The sequence below is a fragment of the Luteolibacter yonseiensis genome, assembly GCF_016595465.1.
Classification (GTDB): Bacteria; Verrucomicrobiota; Verrucomicrobiia; order Verrucomicrobiales; family Akkermansiaceae; genus Luteolibacter; species Luteolibacter yonseiensis.
Window position 1 is genome coordinate 940,571 of record NZ_JAENIK010000012.1, and the last position, 19,280, is coordinate 959,850.

Here is a 19,280-nt window from a genome sequence, read left to right on the forward strand (position 1 = left end):
GATTTTCGGGCTGGAAAGATCAAGCTTTCCTTTTGCGGCTGAGCAGCCAGCAGCCGATTCCGAACATATACGACATGGAGATGGCGGGTTCGGGAACCGTTCCTTGGATGCCTGTCGACGAGAAATTTCCGGAGGCACCAGGCACGTCGCGGAAGATAAACGCAGACTGGCCGATGGTCCATTCCTCAGGTGGAGGCGTTAGATAGGCCGACAGAAGCGTGCCGGTTCCGAGATCTGAATAAGTTCCCGACATATTGAACCGGAAGCTATAACGGAAAAATGTGGCGGTTGCGCCAACGGTTGATCCTGAATCGTAGGAAACCGTACTCCCGTCGGTGAATGTGGAACTGAGACCAAGATATTTTACCCCATTTTCCTCACGGATGGCGACGGTGTGCGTTCCGGCGATGACCGGGACAAAATCTCCGTCATTTTCTGACAGCCGGAGAAACTGAAGCCCTTGCAGAATATTGCCGAAAATCGCAACCCCACCCGAAGACGAAGTTTGAACCGAATTCGTGTCCACGCTGAACGAAACCGCGAACTTGTCTCCGATTGCGATGGAGGAAGCCGAGATCGTCGGCGATGGAAGCGTTCCGGTGCCTGTCACTTCGAAGACACCATTATACTGGATCACGGCCGCTGAAGATCGCGCGGTGGCGAGGCAAAGCAACAAGAGATGGATGGAGCAACGAATCCTCAGCATGAGCATTAAAAAAAACGAAGGTGCCCAACCTGTCAACGATTCAGCGGGCTCACCCATCCGGGAAGGATATGGGGCTGGCAACATGGCGATGCTGCGCGGTCTGTCGCACAACCGCTCAAACACGATGCGTGCGTGAGAAACCCGGTCGCAGGCAAGCGCAGGCGGGCCCGCTTGTCCACCGCCTGGAAAAGCGCCTCAAACTTGAAGTCCCGGAAAAGAAATCGCCTTGTCCGCCCCTGAAAATTTGGGTTGCCAAGTGGCCAAGGTTCCCCCAGCATACATGCATTGGAACGACGGAGCGGTGTTTCGCGTCGAATTTCTAATCCACTTGGGTTGACGCCCACCTGCCCTGCCGGGCCTTGGAAGCTTTCTGAAGCAAATCGAATCGGCAAACTCGCAGGATCGTTTCCCCCACCCGCCTTGCGGATCTGCGAGTGATTCCACCCGCCCTTCCGCGACAATCGCATTAATCCAACCCCTATTCCATTCCTCCATGGCCGGTCACAACAAGTGGTCCAAGGTCAAACACATCAAAGCCAGAGTCGATGCCATCAAGGGCAGGGTCTTCAGCAAGTGCGCGCATGAAATCGCCCTTGCCGCCCGCGCCGGTGGCGGAGATCCGGTGGCAAACGCCCGTCTCCGCACCGCGATCGACAACGCCAAGGCGGTTTCCATGCCCAAGGACAACATCGAGCGCGCCATCAGGAAAGGCACCGGAGAACTCGGCGGCGACGCCATCCAGGAAATCTCTTACGAAGGCTATGGCCCCTCCGGCATCGCGTTCATCATCGAAATGGCAACTGACAACCTCAACCGCACCGCCCAGGACCTGCGCACGATTTTCTCGAAAAACGGCGGCTCCGTGGCGACTCCCGGCAGCGTGTCCTACCAGTTCGACCGCAAGGGTGAGATCCGCATCAGCGCCGCGGAGCTCCCCGAAGACAGGATCATGGATGCTGCCATCGAGGCCGGAGCGGACGACGTCCATAGCGACGATGACGAACATCTCGTTCTCACCGCCGCGAACGAGCTCGGCACCGTGGCAAACGCCCTTCGAGGCACGGGCGTGACCCTCCTTTCCGAAAAACTTGTCTCCATCCCGCAGACACCCTGCGTCATCAGCGATCTCGCAACCGCCCGCCAGATCCTCAAGCTGCATGACCTGCTCGATGACTACCCCGACACCCTGAACGTTTTCACCAATTTCGAAGTGGCCGATGAAATACTCGGCCAGCTCGCTTCCTGAGCCACCCGCTCCCCCACTCCCTTTCAATCGACTACCGGATGAGTAACAATACCAACGAGGACGCCACGCAACAACCCCCAGCAGGCACGAACGGTGACACGCCCCCCGCACGCAAGAGGGCGGCGAGAAAAGTGGCGGTCAAGACAAGCGAGACCGCGTCCACCGAACCCGTTGCGAAAAAGGCGGCACGCAAGACCGCCGCAAAAAAAGCACCCGTCGTTGAAGCCCAGGTCGAAGCACCTGTGAAAAAAACCGCCGCGAAAAAGGCGGCGAAGAAAGCAGCGGCCGTCTCTTCGACGCCCGAGCTTCCGTTCGATCTGCCTCCCGTTTCCAAACCGGTTCCCGCTCCTGAGGAACCTGTCGCCGCCCGTGCGGTGAAGACTCCTCGGGCAAGGAAAACCGCCGTGAAAAAGGCCACCGCAGGACCAGCTGCCGAAGAGGCGCCGGCTCCATCACCGGCAGCTGAACCAATGACGGATTCCTCTTCTCCGGAGGAGGCCCCGCGTCGTTTCGGGCGTGTTCCCGGCGGCGGTCCGGTGAACCATCGCGAACCAGTCCAATCCCGCCCTGCCGCGCAACAGGAATCAATACCGTTTCCCGCGGCCGTCCAAACACCCGAGCCTGCCGAAGCACCGCGCGAATCGGAAAACCAGGATGGCCGGCCACGGAATTCCCAACAAGCCCGCCAGGAACAGCCCCAGCAGAATCAGCAGCGCCAGAACAACCAGGCGGCAGGCAACCAGGCAAACGGCGGTGGCCAGCCTCAGGAAAGCCGCAGCAAGCGCCGGCGTGAAAAGCGCAAGCGCCGCAATCAGGAGCGTCTCGCCCAGACCGGCGGGCAAGCTCCTCAAAACCCGCAGAACAACCAGAACCGCCAGCGCCACGACAACAACCGCGGCCAGCAAGGAAAACAGCAGGATGGCGAGGACCGCCGCAACACGGCGCCTCTCGACGGTCCGAAAATCGAATGCGACGGCATGCTCGAACTCGCGCCGAAAGGCTTCGGCTTCCTCCGCGTGCCGAAGAAAAACTTCGAGCAGGCGCGCGACGACATTTTCGTCACTCCCGAGACGATCCGCAAATACCACCTCCGTCCCGGCCAGTGGATTCACGGGCTTTATCAGGAAGGACACCGTGGTCCCCAGCTTGTGGAAATCTCCACCATCAATGATCTGGCTCCCGAAGATGCGTCCAAGCTTCCTCATTTCGACGAACTCAAGGCGATCAACCCGGCCAAACGTATCAGCTTCGAAACCACGCCCGAACGCTTCACCACCCGCGTCGTGGACATCATGGCTCCCGTCGGCCGCGGCCAGCGCGGGCTCATCGTCTCACCACCGCGCTCCGGAAAAACCACCTTGCTGCTGCACATGGCCGAGGCGATCCGCGAGAAGTACGACGAAGCCATCCACCTGATGGTGGTGCTGGTCGACGAACGGCCTGAGGAAGTCACCGAGTTCCGCCGCGCCCTGCCGGGTGCGGAGATCTACGCCAGTTCCAATGACGAGCAGGCGCGCAACCACTGCCGCATCGCCGAGCTCGCCATCGAGCGTGCCAAACGGCTCGTGGAGGCCGGACGTGATGTCTTCCTCATCATGGATTCCATCACGCGCCTCGCCCGCGCCTACAACGGTGGCATGAACAACCGTGGCCGTGGAACCGGTTCCGGCGGCATCACCATCGGAGCGCTGGAAGTCCCCCGCCGTCTCTTCGCCGCGGCGAGAAACACCCGTGGCGGAGGATCCCTCACCATCCTCGCCACCGCGCTCATCCAGACGAACTCCCGCGCCGACGAAGCCATCTACATGGAGTTCAAGGGCACGGGCAACATGGAGCTGGTTCTGGACCGCAAGATCGCGGAAAACTACATCTACCCTGCGGTGGACATCTTCAAATCCGGCACCCGCCGCGAGGAACTGCTGCTGGCGGAACACATGCTGCACAAGATCCACCTCATCCGCCGCGGCCTCTCCGGCCACCGCCCTGCGGAAGCGATGGAGCGTCTGTTGTTCTTCCTGAAAAAGTTCCCGAACAACCCGCAGATGCTGCTGGAGATCAAGGGTTGATCGGGAATCAACCCACCGGGAGCGCGGAATTCATTCCGCGCGAACCGCAATGCGGCTTTCATGCCCGGCCGTATTCGGTTCCGCGCGTGCCCCGTATTCAGCCTGTTTCTAACAGGCTCGTGGCGGAGACCTCCAGCCGCCACCCCTCTTTTCCCCGTGCGTGGCGGCCAACCCATTTCACAAATCGCCCTGACGTTTTTCGTCGGTCCTCCAGGTGCTGGCAACCCCGCTTCGCGTTTCCAACCACACCCCGATTGCGATCCCCACCGCATAGGCCGCAAGATCCGGCCAGTTGAAGGTGGAGCCGAGGACCAGATGTCCAAGCCGGAACGCGCGGATCGAGTCGATCCATGACGCATGATAGAGCTGGAGGAATTCAACCGTCCATGCGAAGGCCAGCGAGACAAGCGCGAGACGCGCCGTCGTCACGCGGTTGAGCAGAAATCCGAATCCGAAAAACACGAGCAACGCCCACAAAGCGTCACCGCCATATTTGCTCAAGAAAGGGGGCAGCGGAAGAAAACGGGAGCGCCAGAGCAGCCCCGTCCCCATAACCAGCAGGATGAGCAGCACGTAGGCAAATCGTTTCCGGCGCATACTATTGAAAAGAACTGGATAAATTTTCAAATCCGGATGTCACAGAACGTCAAGAAAAACGAGCACCGCAACCCAAGCCGCCAGAATGGATATGCCATCGCATTATTCAAATGGTAATAAAATATTATCTCCGAAAGAAATTTATTACGCCCCAAATATAAATAATATTATCCCATCCATTTATCTTGCGTGGAAACAATTACTGCAACTAATTTTGAGTGATCCATACTTCTCAAAAGGCCTTTACTGGGGGAGGTCAAACAGTGGAAAGTCTGAGTCGAATATCTCAGGTCCATGACGCTTCCACCTATCAGGACTGGGGCCGGGATTTTCTTCAAGAATACCAAGATCAGAATTAGATGGAATAAATTCTCTAATTTTCACCGTTCGTCCTCCCTCATCAATATTTCGATTTCCAAAGAAAGAAACGAAGGGCTGAATATATTTTATTCGCCTTTTGATAAAATTTCCCAAAATTAGGAATTGCGGACAAGGATGTTCGTGAGATGATATTTCTCTCCATTCACTTATTTATCCTTGTCCGCACATTTTGATTAAATTTCGATCACTGGAGCATTGTTGGAGCCTTTCACCAATTCAATAGAGTGCAAGGCTCCTTGCTTCGTGACATAACCTTCACTGGTAGCAATTTTCTCATGGTTTGCAGCCTTGAGATTCCAATACCAGTTGCCATTGGCGGTACTTTTCCAAACAGTGTAATACATATTTTTAGGGGGTTGGGGGGTTACGGCTGGGTGGATGAATTCCCAAACCAATTGCAAAATGCCTCTTTTTTTCCGGATGTCCATCGAAAAATTGACCTTATGAACACTTTTTTGGTTCATCCGAACAAGATTGGATTTATTTTCATCCCAAAACCATCCCTCGGATCCACTCCGATACCGGGTAGTGCCCCCTACGATTGCTTTCGCTTCCACAACCTCCCCACCAGGTCCATCACCCCCGCGCTCTTCAACCCCGGATCGACATACTCCTGGAGACAGTGGAAGAGGAAATAATAGAAGCGGCAGCTGGCCCAGACGCAGATTACAAGCAGCAGCGCCTCTTGCCAAAGCGGAGTGTCCGTCAGAAGCTGCAAGACTCCCGCCAGCACGGCGAGGACCGCGAAGAGAATCCCCTTCGCCACGATCCAGCGCTTGTCGGTCAGGTCCGGCCCCATGGTTGAAAATCTCCGATATCCCCGGTCGCGTCGATGACGGATTTCGCAATGGATTGGAAAGCCGTGGATTTTTTCCATCCGGCCGCATTCACGTTGCACTGGCGGGCATCACGGTGAAAATACCGCCAATCAGCAACGCACCATGACAACCGAACCGCAAGCCATCGAAGTGGAAGTCGTCGAGATCGACGGCGTCGCCCCGGTGGCGAAATCCGAAACCCGCGACGAAGCCCCGCCCCGCCAGCAATGGCAGGACTGGCAGCAGTGGCAGGGCCAGATCCGCAAGCTCGACGGCCGGTGGTGGCCGTTATGGGTGGTGCTCGGCACCATCGCCTTGCTGCTGCTGCTCACCTTCGGAGTGGTGATCGGTCTGGTTTTCGTCGTTTTCAAGATGATAAGCGCGTTCTTACGGGCGATTTTCCGGTAATCGGAAAACGCGGTCACTCACCGGAATTGACACCCGCCCCTTCCGATCGTCAGGTTTGCGCCATGCAGCGCTTCGCAAACAAAATCGCCGTCGTCACCGGAGGTGGCCGTGGAATTGGTCAGGAAATCGCCCGTGCTCTCGCAGCCGAGGGCGCCAAGGTCGCGGTGGTGAGCCGCAGCGAGTCGAGCTGTGGGAAAGCGGCTGAAGAAATCAACGCGGATTTCCCCGGCTCCTGCACGGCCTATGCGGTGGACGTCGCGGACCATGCGGCGGTCCAGGAACTCTCGAAGAAGATCGGTGACGAGATCGGTGCGGTGAACATCCTCGTGAACAACGCCGGCGTCACCCGCGACGGCCTGCTCATGCGGATGAAGGAGGAGGACTGGGACACCGTCCTCGACACGAACTTGAAAGGGGCTTTCAACACGGTGAAGGCGTTCATGCGGCCGCTGATGAAGGCCGAGGATCCGCGCATTATCAACATCGCCTCCGTCGTCGGCATCATTGGAAACGCCGGACAGGCGAACTACTCCGCCTCCAAGGCGGGTCTCATCGGCTTCACCAAGGCCGTCGCCCGCGAGCTTTCCGGCCGCCAGGTGACATGCAACGCGGTGGCTCCCGGATTCATCAAGACCGACATGACCGACGAACTCACCGACGCGCAGAAAAACGCGGTCGTCGGAAACATCCCGCTCGGCAGCTTCGGCGAAACCAAGGACATCGCGGCGATGGTCGCGTTCCTCGCCAGCAAGGAAGCGCGCTATATCACGGGACAGGTCTTCGCGGTGGATGGCGGGATGACGATGTGAAAAAAGCATGAAATCCCAAATTCGGAATTCCAAGCGGAAGAGAAGAAAACGGATAAGTCCACGCGTGGAGCCAACCCGCGGATCCCTCTTCGTTTGGAATTTAATACTTAAGATTTAGAATTTATAATCATGGACCTCATCCTGCTGCGCCACGGAAAGGCGGAAGACATGAACATCGGAGGCGACTTCACCCGGGAACTGGTGGAGAAGGGCCGTGACCAGTCACGCCGTGCGGCGCGCTTGTTGAAAGCCGCCAAGGCTCTGCCGGAAATCGTCCTCACAAGCCCGCTGACCCGCGCCCGGCAGACGGCGGACGAATTCTGCCAGACGGCGGAGATCCCGGGCGCGGTCATCCAAGGCTGGCTCGCCTGTGGCATGTCACCGGAGACCGCGCTGGCGGAACTCGCGGCGTTCCGCGATTTCAAACGGGTGGCCATCGTCGGACACGAGCCTGATTTCTCCCAACTCATCGCCTGGGTGCTCGGCGCGAATGGCGGCGGCATCGTGGTGAAGAAAGGCAGTCTCACCTGCCTGTCACTGAATCCTCCGTCGCGGTATGGATCGCTTGTTTACATGATCCCACCGAAACTGGCGGCGGATTCCTGAGGGAGAGATCCATTATATCCCGTGTGACGGATCAGTTACGGTAAACACGGCACGCACGATTCTCCTTGCCGCATGCCGTGTCCACCACCTAACAGATTCGTCATGAAACCGCCCAGCTTCGCATTGATGGTGATCATCGGGATGGCTTGCACTGCAGAGGCCTCCACCACACTCCATACCCTCGATCCACAGGCTTACCGGGACGAGGCAGCCCTTTACCCGAGCGTGGGAAAAGTGGCGGGCAACGGCATCACCGGCTCCGGCGTGCTGATCTCGAACCAATGGGTGCTCACTGCGGCCCATGTCGCCCTGGGCAAGCAAGCGGGCGATACATTCAATGTCGGCGGAGTGGACTATACCATCTCCAGCAGCGTGACCCATCCGAACTACCTGAGCGCCGGTTCCAATTCATATGATCTCGGACTGCTCTATCTGTCGGCACCTGTCACGACCGCCGGCCCCGCGCAGATGTTCCGCTATGCCCAGCCGTCATCCATCATCGGGAAGGAAGCGACCTATGTGGGCGTCGGCTTCACCGGTACCGGCATTACCGGAGTCAGCTCCTCAGCTCCCGAACTGCGGGCGTTCACCAATCTCATCGAATTCTATGGTGAACAGTATGGTCTGACGAATACCTCGATCGTCTCCGACTTCGACAACCACGACGGCACGATCAACCGCGCGGACTCCATCGCGGCGGCCACGCGTTTGGAAGGTTCCCTCGCTCCGGGCGACAGCGGCGGCGGGGTGTTCGTCACGGAAGGCGGGGTGCGCTATCTGGTCGGGATCAACAGTTACTCCGGTTATGTGAATGTGGGAGGGATGAATTCCAAATACGGCGGCATCAGTGGCGCGATGGATTTGCAGCAATTCTACCCGTGGATTTTCTCGGCCACGGGCATTTCCGCCGTTCCGGAGCCCGGCGTGTTGTGGTTGTGCGCCTTGGGCGGGCTCCTCGGGCTGGTGCGGCGGAGGTGATTTTCATTCACCCTGCGGTTTTGATTGCCACCGGCGCGGTGAGCCGGGAGAGTGCGCTTGTCCCTGACATCTGTTTTCCGAATGAAAGTCGTCGCCGTCGCCAACCAAAAAGGTGGAGTGGGTAAAACCACCACCGCCCTGAATCTCTCCGCCGCCCTCGCCTTGCGGGGCCAGCGGGTGCTTCTGGTCGATCTCGACCCACAGGCGAACTGTACCAGCGGCCTCGGCATCGAGGTGCCGGACGGAAGCAGCATGTATCCCGTGCTGACGAATGAGGCGACCGTGCACCAGCAGATCGTCCCCACCGGACGGGAAAACCTCTCTCTGGTCCCTTCCGAAATGGACCTGGCGGGCGTGGAAATCGAACTGGCCCGCAGCGACGACCATCTCACCCGGCTGAGAAACATCCTCCAAGGACTGAAACCGAACGACTTGTTCGAATACTGCATCCTCGACACCCCGCCATCACTGGGCGTCCTGATGACTTCGGCACTGGCTGCGGCGGATGAAATCCTCATCCCGCTCCAATGTGAGTGGTTCGGCTTGGAAGGGCTGGCGAAAATCGTCCATGTCATCGACCAGATCCGTGGCTCGGACGCGAATCCGAACCTGACCTTGGAAGGAATCGTGATGACGATGTATGACGGCCGCACCCTGCTCTCGCGACAGGTGGTGGAAGAAGTGTCCCGGTTTTTCCCGGAGCAGATGTATACGACCATGATTCCCCGGACCATCCGGATCGGTGAGGCCCCCAGCCATGGAAAAACCATTTTCGAGCACGATGAGACCGGGCTCGGGGCGCAGGCATACGGTGCCCTGGCGGACGAGTTCCTGAGACGTCACGCCGTGCCAAGCCCCTCGCTGGCGGCGCGTTAGACGCCCGTTCGCAAATAAAACCATTCTTCCGGCTCCATCGCGGTTCCGTCCCGATGGAATGAAATCCAATGGCCGGACGGGTCATTATCCAACGTGCAAACTCCCCCCACGACATTCACGTGAATGAACCTCCGCTGAGACCTCGAGCCCGGAAAGCCCCGGTGATCGTCATCACGGCGATCATCACAACCGTGGTGGTTTCCATATTGTGGATCGTCGGACTCACCGGAGTCAGCCATTATTTCTCGCGGAACACTCCTACCTTCGCCGTGAAGATCGATGCCCCATCCCATGCCGAGGTGGGAGAGGTGATCACCCTCCATGTGAAGATCCGCAACCCGGATGACGTGGTCCAGAGTCTTGATAACATCGGCATCAGCGATTCACTCTTTGACGGATTCAAAGTGGTCGGTGTTTCCCCCGACGCCTCGGTGGCCCGCCAGCTTGGCAGCGGCTCCAGCTATACTTTTCACAAAAAACACTCTCCCGGGATGAGACGCTGGATGTCGCATTCGATCTGGAAGCGGTCAAACCCGGCACCTGGACCGGCGACATCGATTTCCATACCCCGTCCCAAGCCTACATCACCTCTACCACGACCATCCGCGTCAACGCCCCCGGAGATCGTCCCCAGAACACGGAAAAGGACGACGAGACCGAAAAACCACCTTTCTCACACGTGATCAAGGTTCCACCCTCCGTCGCTTTGGGTGAGGATTTCACCCTCCATGTGGAGGTCACCAATCCAAGTGACTCCCCCCTGTTCCTTGAAAGCATCTCTCTGGGAGACAATTTGAACAAAGGGTTCGAATACCTGGATGCGGTTCCCAAGCCGGTCGCCAATTCCATTTACGATGATGAAATTTCGCTCGAATGGTCTGAAATCCTCCTTCCCGGCCAAACCTTCACTGCGGATATCTCGCTGAAAGCGGTAAAGGCAGGCATTTGGACCGGCACCTTGGAATTCTGGAATGAAGATTTTGCGGACTATGTCTCATCCTCGGTCACCATCCGCGTGAACCCGTCCGCTCCCCCGGAGGGGTCCGTTCCTGACTCACTTTCCCCTGTCAGAAATCCCGGGGAGTGACGTGTTTCCTCCGATTCCCCGGCTCGCTGATGTGGAGCGCGTGGAACGTTGGCGGTTAAAATGAGGAACACGGATTCTCGCTTGACCTTGAGACGGCGAATGATGAGGTTTTCCCATTCTCTTAAAGGCAGCCCGCCTTCCTTTTTGGTCACACAACAAACCAAAACGGCACCCGACTCCCCGAGAACCACTTTCCCACTTTTTATACTACTCTTTCATTTTCAACACCATCCATGTTCAAAAAGCTTTTTGGCAACCTATTCTCAAATGACATCGGCATCGATCTAGGCACTGCGAACACCCTCATCAACGTCAAGGATCACGGCATCGTCCTGCGCGAGCCGTCCGTCGTCGCGGTCAAGGCGGGCACCAACGAAGTGCTTGCGGTCGGTGACGATGCAAAACGCATGCTCGGCCGGACGCCTGGCAATATTGTCGCCATCCGTCCGCTGAAGGATGGTGTCATCGCGGATTTCGAAGTCACCGAGGCGATGCTCCGCCACTTCATCAAGAAGGTGAACAAAGGCCGCCGCTCCACCCCACGGGTGCTCATCGCCATTCCCTCCGGCATCACCGAAGTCGAACGCCGCGCGGTTCGCGAGTCGGCCTTGCAGGCCGGTGCGCGCGAGGTTTACCTCATCGAGGAACCCATGGCGGCCGCGATCGGCGTGGGGCTTCCGGTTCAGGAAGCCTCGGGAAACATGATCGTGGACATCGGTGGAGGAACCACGGAAGTGGCGCTTATCTCCCTCTCCGGCATTGTTTACGCCCGCTCCGTCCGCACCGCGGGCGATGAGCTGGACGAGGCGATCATCCAGTACATGAAGCGCGCCTACAACCTCATGATCGGCGAGCGCACTTCGGAGGAAATCAAGATCCGCCTGGGCTCCGCCGCCCCCCTTCCCAAGGAAATGACCATGGAGGTCAAGGGCCGGGACCTCGTCGCCGGCCTTCCGAAAACCATCACCATCACCTCGCAGGAAATCCGCGAAGCCATGGCCGACCCGCTCAGCACCATTGTTGACGCGGTCCGCACCACTCTGGAACGCTGCCCACCGGAACTTGCCTCGGATCTCGTCGACCGGGGCATCGTGCTGGCGGGTGGAGGAGCCTTGCTCAAAGGGCTTGACCGCCTGCTGCGCGAGGAAACCGGGCTGCCCGTCCACATCGCGGAGGACCCCCTCAGCGCGGTGGCGGAGGGCACGGGCAAGGCGCTTCAGGAGCTTGCGTTGCTGAAGCGGGTAGCGAACTCGGATCGCTGAGCGGTCCCACCCAAAGCCAAACCCGGCCATGAAGCCGCTCAATCTCATCGCCCTGCTGCTGTTCCTCGGAGGAGCTGTCTGGGCATTCACCCAAAGTGACCGCGCCGTGCGCGAGGTCCAGGAATTGTACTTTTCCGCGATGGCTCCGTTTTTGAAATCCGGGTCCAAAATGGAAACCCAGGCCCGCAGGTTTCTCGACGAGACCCGCCATTCGAAGGAACTCGAGGTGGAAGTGGAAACCCTGCGCGGGGAACTCGGCGCCCTGCGGGTGAAGAACTCGCTCTACAAGGATCTGGAAATGGACAACGCGCAGCTCCGACACGCGCTCGATTTCAAGAAGGCCACGAACTTCGATGTCGTCGCGGCGAATGTCATCCGCCGCCACCCCACCACCTGGTGGCAGACCGTGGACATCGACGCCGGTGAGGAACGGGGCATCGGCACCCAGCTCGCCGTGCTTTCGAACGAAGGTCTCGTCGGCAAGATCGACCGCATTTACAAGGATCAGAACCGCGCGTCCGTGCTGCTGCTGACCGATGAGAAATGCCAGGTCTCCGCCCGGGTGGACGGCTCTCCGGAAGTGGGAATCCTCAGTGGCCAGCGCGGCCGCTTCGACGGGAATCCCCTCCTCCGCCTGCGTTTCCTCTCGACAGATGCCGCCCTCCACAAGGGCCAGAAAGTTTACACCACAGGCCGGGGAGGAATCTTCCAGCCAAACATCTTATTAGGAACCATCGATTCCGTCGAAAAAGGCGCGCTGGATTCCGAAGCTCTCGTCCGGCCATCGGTGAACTTCGCGGATCTCAGCACGGTTTTCGTCGTGCTCTCCGCCGATACTGACAGTCCGTGATCCGTTATTCGTTCATCACCATCCTGCTTCTGCTCGCGGCCTTCGTCGTCCAGCAGTTCCTGCCCGCGTTCACGGGCATCCACCACTCGAGGATCCTGCTGGTGCAGCTGGTGTTCCTCTGCTCCGCCGTCACCGTCGGCCAGCCGACCATGCTGCTGCTCGCCTTCATCGGCGGATTTTTCTGGGACGCCCATTGCTGGCTGGGCCCGCACGGCGGAGATCCGGAGGTTTACACCCAGCAGGTCGAGTCGCTGCGCTTCGGTTATTCGATCTTCCTTTTCGCCGCCATGGGTTTCCTCATGCAGGGCATCCAGCCCCTTTTCAAACAAGGGAAATGGCATTTCTCCGCGCTGCTCTCCGGCATCGCGATCTTCCTCTACCTTGCCGCCGAATACGCCATCATCAACTTCGTCCGCGGCGATTTCGTCCTCTCGAAAACCACGGTCACCCAGATGCTTTTCACATCGCTGCTGACCATGCTTTTTTCCCCTCTCATCTTCTGGTTGCTGTTCCGCGTCGCCCGGGCCTGCAACCATTCCATCAACCCCGAAGCTGCGAAGAAAAAACGCCGCCGCTCTTTCTGACATGGAACCCAGCTACCGCCTCAGACTCTATCTTCTCACCGCCCTCATCCTTGTGGGCTTCGGCGGGTTGTTGTCGCGGTTGCACGAATTCCAGATCGTCAATCGGGATGAGTATCTTCGGAAAGTCCCCGGCAACCGCACCGTCACCGTCCGCGAACCCGGCATCCGTGGCGAAATCACGGACCGCAACGGCATCACCCTCGCCAAGAACGTCCGCAACTACGAGGTATCCCTGAATCTCGACGAAATCCGCCAGGCTTATCTCGCCCAGCATGAGGATCCGGAGATCGAAAAGCTTACGAAGGAGGACGGCATGTCGCGCAAACGTGTCGAGAAAGACATCGTCGCCATCGTGACCGACGGACCGGTGAGGATTCTCGGAGCGCCCGGGCTGGACCTCGCGAGACCCTACAATGCCAAGGAACTCCGCACCCACTACATCACCCACGGCGGGCTGGTGCCCTTCAGCTACCGCTCCGACCTCACCTATGAGGAGTTCGCGAAATTCGCCGAACACAATCTCGACCTGCCGGGTGTCTACCTGAGCCTCCGGCCCCAGCGCGATTATCCTTATGGCGCGCTCGCCAGCCATGTCCTCGGCTACATCACCAAATGGAAAAAAGGCGATGTCCCGGAAAGCGCCATGCGCAAATACGACCACTATATCGGTGATGACAAGGGCATCGCAGGGGTGGAGGCGACGATGGACAAATACCTGCAAGGTCCGGAAGGCCAGAAGGCGGTGGTGAAGGATGAAAAAGGCCGCACCATCCGCATGTCAGACTACACCAAGCCGGGCAGCGGAGCGAAGGTGAAACTCGCTATCGACGCACCCGTCCAATACTTGCTCGAAAACACCCTGCGCTACGCAGGCCGGGCGGCGGGCGTCATCATGGATGTGAATACCGGTGAAGTCCTCGCCATGGCGTCCATTCCGGATCTGAACCCGAACGACTTCTACCCCACGATTTCCCAGTCCAACTTCGACGGTTACAACCACAACAAGCTGGCCCCTCTCACCAACCGCGCGATTTCCCCGTTCCCACCGGGATCCACCATGAAGATCCCCATCTCCATCTCGGCGGCTCTCGTCAACATGGCGAACAAGCACTACACCTGCAACGGCTATGTCTCGTATGGCAACGCGCGGGTGAAGTGCTGGATCGGACGGCCTCCTCACAACAGCAGCCACGGAGGTCAGAATATCTCCGAAGCCATCCAGCACTCCTGCAATCCCTATTTCAACCACCTCGCCAACTCCATGCCCCGGGACGCCCTCATCGAAGGCTGCTCCATGGTGAACATCGGCAAACGCACGGGGATCGAACTTCCCTCGGAAGATTCCGGCATCCTGACCGGCAGCCGCGCATGGCGCGCCGCCTATCCGAATGAAGCGCTGACGGATCACGCCGTCGCCATGCTTTCCATCGGCCAGGGACAATCCATGGCCACTCCTCTCCAGGTATGCTCCGTCGCCGCCTGTGTCGCAAACGGAGGAAAGTATTACCAGCCCCGTGTCGTCAAGGAGGTCATCTCGGAAAGTGGCAAGGTGCTTGTGGCGGATACTCCGAAACTTCAGATCGATCTCATCAAAGCCGGTATCAAACCCGCCGATTTCGAACTCATCCGCAAGGGCATGTTCATGTCCACCAACGAAAGGGGCGGCACTTCCGGAAAAGTGAAACTTCCCAACATCGTCGCCGCTTCCAAAAGCGGCACGGCCCAGGCCACTGAATTCGGTAAATTCACGAACACCTCGTGGATCATGAGTTTCGCTCCCTACGAGAATCCGAAGTACGCCGTCTGTATCATGGTCCAGAACGCCCAATCCGGCGGTGCCGTCGTCGGCCCCCTCGTCAATCTCGTCTATCGCGGCCTGTTCGCCCGGGACCTCAAAGGCATCCGGCTCCCGCTGAAACCCCAGACCAAGGTGCCGGGCTACATCGGTGAGAACATCAAGGCCATCGAGATCACACCGGAAGCCATCGCCGCCGTCGAAGCCGGAGACACCTCCCCCGCTCCGGAGGCCATCAGCGCGGTCGCCGCGGAGATTCCTCCCGCCACCGAGGAGGAAGTCGGAGAAACCGGAGAGGAGTCCGGCGATGTTCCGCCGACCATCCAGCCCGAGCCGGTCACCGACACCATCCCTCTTCCCACAGTCACCCCTGCCGCGGATGCGGAAGGTTCCGTCATACCCAAGGCCCTGCCTGTGAAAGAAGACTAACTTCCCCAAAAACCCTAAATCAACCCTCAACCCCTTTATCACCATTAACATGATCCAACACATCAAGAGACTCCTCGGCATCGGCAAGCCCGACCCGTCGAGGGGGAATTCCATCGTCGTCAACGTAGAGAAACTCGAGCGCCGCGTCGCTCTCCTCGAAGACGGCGTGCTCGAAGAATACACTGTCGAGCGGGAAGGAGACCAGAACATCGTCGGAGGCATTTTCAAAGGCCGTGTCAAAAACATCGAAGGCGGCTTGAAGGCCATGTTCGTGGACATCGGCCTGGACAAGAACGCCTTCCTTCACTTCTGGGACGCCATCCCCGCCGCGCTCGACGGCGGACTGGAGGAGATCCAGCGCGAGGGCAAGAAGAAGCAGCAGAAAAAGATCACCTCCAAGGACATTCCGGACATCTATCCCATCGGTTCGGAAATCGTGATCCAGGTTTCCAAGGGGCCGATCGGCACCAAGGGCCCACGGGTCACGACGAACATTTCCATGGCGGGACGCTACCTCGTCCTCATGCCCTACACCGAGCAATTCGGCATCTCCCGTAAAATCGAGGACCCGAAGGAACGCGCCCGTCTGCGGAAAATCGTGCAGAAACTCGCCGTCCCCGAAGGCATGGGCATCATCATGCGGACCGTCGCCCAAGGCACCCGAGCCCGCCACTTCGTCAGGGACCTCCACATGCTGCTCGAGCAGTGGGACGAGATCGAAGCCCGCCGTGTGAACAACCCCGCTCCGGCCTGCATCTTCCAGGAACCCGGCCTCATCGAACGCACCGCCCGGGATTTCCTTACCGATGAGATCGACCAGGTCATGTGCGATGACGCCGAAACGACCGAGATGATCCGCAACATCGCCGGAAAAATCTCCCGCCGTGCCAAGCGCCGCGTACATTACATGCCGTCCACCACCCAGCCGATTTTCGAAAAAGTCGGCATCCAGAAACAGATCGACGAGGCATTCTCCCGCCAGGTGTGGCTGAAATGCGGCGGCTACATCGTCATCGACGAGACCGAGGCCCTCATCGCGGTGGACGTCAACACGGGACGCAACCGCGGCTCGAAGGACGTGGACAAGATGATCCTCGAAACCAACGTCGAGGCCGCCGTCGAGGTCGCCCGCCAGCTCCGCCTCCGGAACATCGGTGGTCTGGTCGTCATCGACCTCATCGACATGCGCCACCGCAAGGACCAGCAGACGGTTTACAAGGCCATCAAGGAACGCCTGAAAAAGGACAAGGCCAAGACCCAGGTCCTGCAGATCTCACCCGTCGGCCTCATGGAAATGACGCGCCAGCGGCTTAACGAATCCCTGCGGGACTCGATGTACGAGCCATGCCCCTATTGCCAGGGCCGCGCCCGCGTGAAGACCCCGATGACCATGTCCATCGAGATCCAGCGCCGCCTCAACACCATCATCCAGAAGCATCGCGACAACGTCGGCGACCTGATCGTCATCGTGAACAGCGATGTTCTCAACCGCTTCAAGAGCGAGGACTCCAAGCTGCTCGGCGAACTGGAACGCTCCCACTCCGGACGTCTCATCTTCCGCTCCGATCCGACGATGAACCGCGAACGCTTCCTCGTCATTGACGCCGCGACGGAAAAGACGATCGATCAATGAATCACCCGGGGTTGTGACATCTGTCACAGCTCGTCCTGATCGGGAGCAGCGGATACCATTCGCTGCTCCCGATTTGTTTTTATATATCCGGGCGGCCGACATCCGGAATTTTGTCCTCGGCCACCGCCTGGCTTGGGTCCCGACAGGATGCCCTCTCCCTATCGACTGAAGCCGGTGGGTGCCCTGACACCTGGAAACATCATGACCGGCGTTCGGCACTCCATTTCGCATGAAACAATACCAACGCGCAGTTGCCTTTCAGATTGAGCCGATCGGTTGAATATGGATCCAAGTTTCCATCCCGCCGCTGGACAGGATGTCCACGGCACCCGGCGTTCAGGATGAACGCCCTCCTTTCCGCGAGCCGTCGGCGCGTCGTCATTCTGACAACTGCTCCGGGGACATTCTGTCCCGCGAAAATCGAGTAGCGAAAGGAATGCCCGATCTTTACAATCCCGTCACGATCTCGCACCCCGGAAGCTTCTCCTGCAACGCCTTGATCGCTTCGGGAGTGACAGCGGTCTTCCACAGGTAGAGGCGCTTGAGACCGGACATCGTGGCGAGCTTGCCCACTCCGGCATCCGTGACTTTCGTGCCGTAAAGATTGATGGACTCGAGAGCCGGCAGTTTCAAAAGAGTGTCGATGGCGGCATCAGTGATGCCTGTCTCCGCCAAGCGGACGAGACGCAGGCTCTTCGCCGACTCAAGCTGCACCACCGCCTGGTCCGTAACCTTTGTGGCGGAGAGATCCACCGTGACGAACTGGGGAGTCACGGCTTCCAGCTTCTTGAACCCCGCGTCATCCAAGTTTCCGCGCAGCGAAACGGCGGTGAAAGTCAAAAGGGTGGATTGCTGGGACTCGAAGCTCAACGCTCCGGGAAATTCCTTGGAAATCGCCGCCACGGCGTTTTTGAGGGCGTCATCCTGCTTCGCCGCAGGCGCGTGATGGGCTTCCTCTCCTTCGGCGGCTTCCGGTTCCGCACTTGGAGCAGGGCCGCCGGGAGCGATTTTCGAGAGCGATTCCTTGATCTCCGCAGGAACGGTGAAATCCCCAAGAGTCTTCTTCGGATCAGCACCCGTCTCGATCCACCATTTCACGACCGCGAGCTCATGGGCCTCCAGGCCCTTTTTGCCTTCCGGCGGCATGCGGTCCTCATCATCCTCGGGAAGTTCCATGCGGATGAGCACGTTGCTTTCGGCAGGCTTGCCAGGAACCAGGCCGGCTCCATCCTTACCGCCCTTCACCAACACTTCGTAGGTGTCCATGCGATACTTGCCTTTGGCCTTGCCGGGTTTGTGGCACTGGACACAACGGCGCTCGAACATGGGATGAATGATCGTTTCGTAGACTGAACCTTCCGGAGCTCCTCCTGCGGCGACGGGTGCGGCGGGGGTGCCGGCACCTCCCGCCGGAGCTTCGTTTGGCTTTGCGTCTACGGCTGGATCCGAGGTCCCCTTGATCGTCGGAGACTTGTCGGAATCTTTGATTTTCAGGCCCAACGCACTGCGAATGGGATCCGGCGCGTATTTGGTCAGATAATCCTCCCCGTGAGTAAGTGACGCGCCATCATGGCTGGCGAACCCCATGATGCTGACGCTCGCGAACAACAGCAATCTGTAGAACGCCGCATTCCCTCCCAGCGCGACGGTCCATGCTTTCAAAACGAAGGTCAGGACCGCGGCGACGGCAAAAGCCAAACCGCCCCACAGATGGCGCTCGGCGATGGCATTGCCGGTGTAGTCGTCCCCATGCCCTTGATAAAGCAGGAAACCGGCGATGACCGCGACGATCGAGCTGGCCGCCCCGAAGAACAAGGGGAACATCGAAGTATTAGCCACGCTTTCGTGATGCCGCCTGCCGAAAATCGCTCCCAATTCCTGCACAATGATGAGCATGAAGACTCCGATGGGCAGGTGCAGCAGCACCGGGTGGAAGTGGCCGATGAACCGCACGATGTCCGGCATCTTGTCACCATCCGGTTCCCCTGCGATGAAGGGCATGGCCACCAAACCGCCGATGGCGAGCAAGCTGAAGAAGGTGAGAGCCCAAGGTTTTGTGCGCCGGGTGAGGAGTGCGGTGTCAGCCATAGAGTGCGGCTATTACGCTTGGGTCGCGGAGATTCTTCCAGTGAAAATTCCGCTACCTCCA

General features: G+C 58.9%; 20 protein-coding genes. 15 read left to right on the plus strand and 5 right to left on the minus strand.

The annotated features are described in order from the left end of the window. Window positions 1-19: 19 nt before the first annotated feature. Window positions 20-526 carry a hypothetical protein gene (locus tag JIN84_RS19635; protein WP_200352772.1) on the minus strand — a complete coding sequence of 169 codons (507 nt, stop codon included), beginning with the start codon at window positions 524-526 and terminating at the stop codon, window positions 20-22. Here JIN84_RS19635 and JIN84_RS19640 point away from each other — a divergent pair. From JIN84_RS19640 to rho, 3 genes are all read left to right on the plus strand, one after another. After that, entirely contained in the window at window positions 519-842 is a 324-nt protein-coding gene (locus tag JIN84_RS19640) for a hypothetical protein (RefSeq protein WP_200352773.1), read from the plus strand. The genes JIN84_RS19635 and JIN84_RS19640 overlap by 8 nt on opposite strands. A 357-nt stretch (window positions 843-1,199) precedes the next feature. Next, the gene (locus tag JIN84_RS19645) at window positions 1,200-1,952 is read left to right on the plus strand and encodes a YebC/PmpR family DNA-binding transcriptional regulator (RefSeq protein ID WP_200352774.1); all 753 of its coding nucleotides are present in this window, start codon (window positions 1,200-1,202) and stop codon (window positions 1,950-1,952) included. Window positions 1,953-1,990: 38 nt separating this feature from the next. After that, window positions 1,991-4,018 carry a transcription termination factor Rho gene (rho, locus tag JIN84_RS19650; RefSeq protein ID WP_234043578.1) on the plus strand — a complete coding sequence of 676 codons (2,028 nt, stop codon included), beginning with the start codon at window positions 1,991-1,993 and terminating at the stop codon, window positions 4,016-4,018. A 177-nt stretch (window positions 4,019-4,195) separates the two neighbouring features. On the opposite strand, the gene JIN84_RS19655 is transcribed toward rho, so the two are convergent. The 3 genes from JIN84_RS19655 to JIN84_RS19665 form a co-directional block, all read right to left on the minus strand. Further along, the gene (locus JIN84_RS19655) at window positions 4,196-4,615 is read right to left on the minus strand and encodes a ribosomal maturation YjgA family protein (RefSeq protein ID WP_200352775.1); all 420 of its coding nucleotides are present in this window, start codon (window positions 4,613-4,615) and stop codon (window positions 4,196-4,198) included. Between the two features lie 554 nt (window positions 4,616-5,169). Continuing rightward, entirely contained in the window at window positions 5,170-5,460 is a 291-nt protein-coding gene (locus JIN84_RS23565; protein WP_234043579.1) for a YegP family protein, read from the minus strand. Window positions 5,461-5,531: 71 nt separating this feature from the next. Further along, window positions 5,532-5,795 (minus strand): hypothetical protein, encoded by a 264-nt coding sequence (locus JIN84_RS19665; RefSeq protein WP_200352776.1) that lies wholly within the window; start codon window positions 5,793-5,795, stop codon window positions 5,532-5,534. Between the two features lie 142 nt (window positions 5,796-5,937). Here JIN84_RS19665 and JIN84_RS19670 point away from each other — a divergent pair, with 142 nt between their 5' ends. The 12 genes from JIN84_RS19670 (at window position 5,938) to JIN84_RS19725 (ending at window position 17,131) form a co-directional block, all read left to right on the plus strand. Then, a complete protein-coding gene (locus JIN84_RS19670; RefSeq protein ID WP_200352777.1) occupies window positions 5,938-6,222 on the plus strand; it encodes a hypothetical protein in 285 nt (94 codons plus the stop codon). Between the two features lie 62 nt (window positions 6,223-6,284). Then, window positions 6,285-7,031 (plus strand): 3-oxoacyl-[acyl-carrier-protein] reductase, encoded by a 747-nt coding sequence (gene fabG, locus JIN84_RS19675; RefSeq protein WP_200352778.1) that lies wholly within the window; start codon window positions 6,285-6,287, stop codon window positions 7,029-7,031. Window positions 7,032-7,160: 129 nt separating this feature from the next. Beyond that, window positions 7,161-7,637 (plus strand): SixA phosphatase family protein, encoded by a 477-nt coding sequence (locus JIN84_RS19680; protein WP_200352779.1) that lies wholly within the window; start codon window positions 7,161-7,163, stop codon window positions 7,635-7,637. A gap of 102 nt (window positions 7,638-7,739) precedes the next feature. Then, the gene (locus JIN84_RS19685; protein ID WP_200352780.1) at window positions 7,740-8,615 is read left to right on the plus strand and encodes a trypsin-like serine protease; all 876 of its coding nucleotides are present in this window, start codon (window positions 7,740-7,742) and stop codon (window positions 8,613-8,615) included. An 81-nt stretch (window positions 8,616-8,696) separates the two neighbouring features. Further along, a complete protein-coding gene (locus tag JIN84_RS19690) occupies window positions 8,697-9,491 on the plus strand; it encodes a ParA family protein (protein ID WP_200352781.1) in 795 nt (264 codons plus the stop codon). A gap of 119 nt (window positions 9,492-9,610) precedes the next feature. Continuing rightward, complete coding sequence (locus JIN84_RS19695) at window positions 9,611-10,174, plus strand: hypothetical protein (RefSeq protein WP_200352782.1); 564 nt, start codon at window positions 9,611-9,613, stop codon at window positions 10,172-10,174. After that, window positions 10,171-10,578, plus strand: a complete 408-nt coding sequence (locus tag JIN84_RS19700; protein ID WP_200352783.1) for a hypothetical protein — start codon at window positions 10,171-10,173, stop codon at window positions 10,576-10,578. Before JIN84_RS19695 ends, JIN84_RS19700 begins: the two co-directional genes overlap by 4 nt. A 233-nt stretch (window positions 10,579-10,811) precedes the next feature. After that, on the plus strand, window positions 10,812-11,840 hold the full coding sequence (locus tag JIN84_RS19705; RefSeq protein WP_200352784.1) for a rod shape-determining protein: 1,029 nt from the start codon (window positions 10,812-10,814) through the stop codon (window positions 11,838-11,840). Window positions 11,841-11,868: 28 nt separating this feature from the next. Beyond that, window positions 11,869-12,690, plus strand: coding sequence for a rod shape-determining protein MreC (mreC, locus tag JIN84_RS19710; protein ID WP_200352785.1), 822 nt, complete (start codon window positions 11,869-11,871; stop codon window positions 12,688-12,690). Beyond that, window positions 12,687-13,274 (plus strand): hypothetical protein, encoded by a 588-nt coding sequence (locus JIN84_RS19715; RefSeq protein WP_200352786.1) that lies wholly within the window; start codon window positions 12,687-12,689, stop codon window positions 13,272-13,274. The genes mreC and JIN84_RS19715 overlap by 4 nt, the downstream gene beginning before the upstream one ends. Before the next feature lies 1 nt (window position 13,275). Then, a complete protein-coding gene (locus tag JIN84_RS19720; protein WP_200352787.1) occupies window positions 13,276-15,498 on the plus strand; it encodes a peptidoglycan D,D-transpeptidase FtsI family protein in 2,223 nt (740 codons plus the stop codon). Window positions 15,499-15,547: 49 nt separating this feature from the next. Beyond that, entirely contained in the window at window positions 15,548-17,131 is a 1,584-nt protein-coding gene (locus tag JIN84_RS19725; RefSeq protein WP_200352788.1) for an Rne/Rng family ribonuclease, read from the plus strand. Between the two features lie 447 nt (window positions 17,132-17,578). Here JIN84_RS19725 and JIN84_RS19730 read toward each other — a convergent pair whose 3' ends face one another. Next, window positions 17,579-19,219: a c-type cytochrome domain-containing protein gene (locus tag JIN84_RS19730; protein ID WP_200352789.1), complete on the minus strand. Its 1,641-nt coding sequence runs from the start codon at window positions 19,217-19,219 to the stop codon at window positions 17,579-17,581. Between the last annotated feature and the right edge of the window lie 61 nt (window positions 19,220-19,280).

What these genes read in the sequence shown, in the direction of transcription:
- JIN84_RS19655 (WP_200352775.1), bottom strand. Translation starts at nt 4,615, where the DNA reads ATGCGCCGGAAACGATTTGCCTACGTGCTGCTCATCCTGCTGGTTATG.
- JIN84_RS19705 (WP_200352784.1), top strand. Translation starts at nt 10,812, where the DNA reads ATGTTCAAAAAGCTTTTTGGCAACCTATTCTCAAATGACATCGGCATC.
- JIN84_RS23565 (WP_234043579.1), bottom strand. Translation starts at nt 5,460, where the DNA reads ATGAACCAAAAAAGTGTTCATAAGGTCAATTTTTCGATGGACATCCGG.
- JIN84_RS19730 (WP_200352789.1), bottom strand. Translation starts at nt 19,219, where the DNA reads ATGGCTGACACCGCACTCCTCACCCGGCGCACAAAACCTTGGGCTCTC.
- JIN84_RS19690 (WP_200352781.1), top strand. Translation starts at nt 8,697, where the DNA reads ATGAAAGTCGTCGCCGTCGCCAACCAAAAAGGTGGAGTGGGTAAAACC.
- JIN84_RS19665 (WP_200352776.1), bottom strand. Translation starts at nt 5,795, where the DNA reads ATGGGGCCGGACCTGACCGACAAGCGCTGGATCGTGGCGAAGGGGATT.
- JIN84_RS19725 (WP_200352788.1), top strand. Translation starts at nt 15,548, where the DNA reads ATGATCCAACACATCAAGAGACTCCTCGGCATCGGCAAGCCCGACCCG.
- mreC (WP_200352785.1), top strand. Translation starts at nt 11,869, where the DNA reads ATGAAGCCGCTCAATCTCATCGCCCTGCTGCTGTTCCTCGGAGGAGCT.
- JIN84_RS19685 (WP_200352780.1), top strand. Translation starts at nt 7,740, where the DNA reads ATGAAACCGCCCAGCTTCGCATTGATGGTGATCATCGGGATGGCTTGC.
- fabG (WP_200352778.1), top strand. Translation starts at nt 6,285, where the DNA reads ATGCAGCGCTTCGCAAACAAAATCGCCGTCGTCACCGGAGGTGGCCGT.
- JIN84_RS19720 (WP_200352787.1), top strand. Translation starts at nt 13,276, where the DNA reads ATGGAACCCAGCTACCGCCTCAGACTCTATCTTCTCACCGCCCTCATC.
- rho (WP_234043578.1), top strand. Translation starts at nt 1,991, where the DNA reads ATGAGTAACAATACCAACGAGGACGCCACGCAACAACCCCCAGCAGGC.
- JIN84_RS19680 (WP_200352779.1), top strand. Translation starts at nt 7,161, where the DNA reads ATGGACCTCATCCTGCTGCGCCACGGAAAGGCGGAAGACATGAACATC.
- JIN84_RS19670 (WP_200352777.1), top strand. Translation starts at nt 5,938, where the DNA reads ATGACAACCGAACCGCAAGCCATCGAAGTGGAAGTCGTCGAGATCGAC.
- JIN84_RS19645 (WP_200352774.1), top strand. Translation starts at nt 1,200, where the DNA reads ATGGCCGGTCACAACAAGTGGTCCAAGGTCAAACACATCAAAGCCAGA.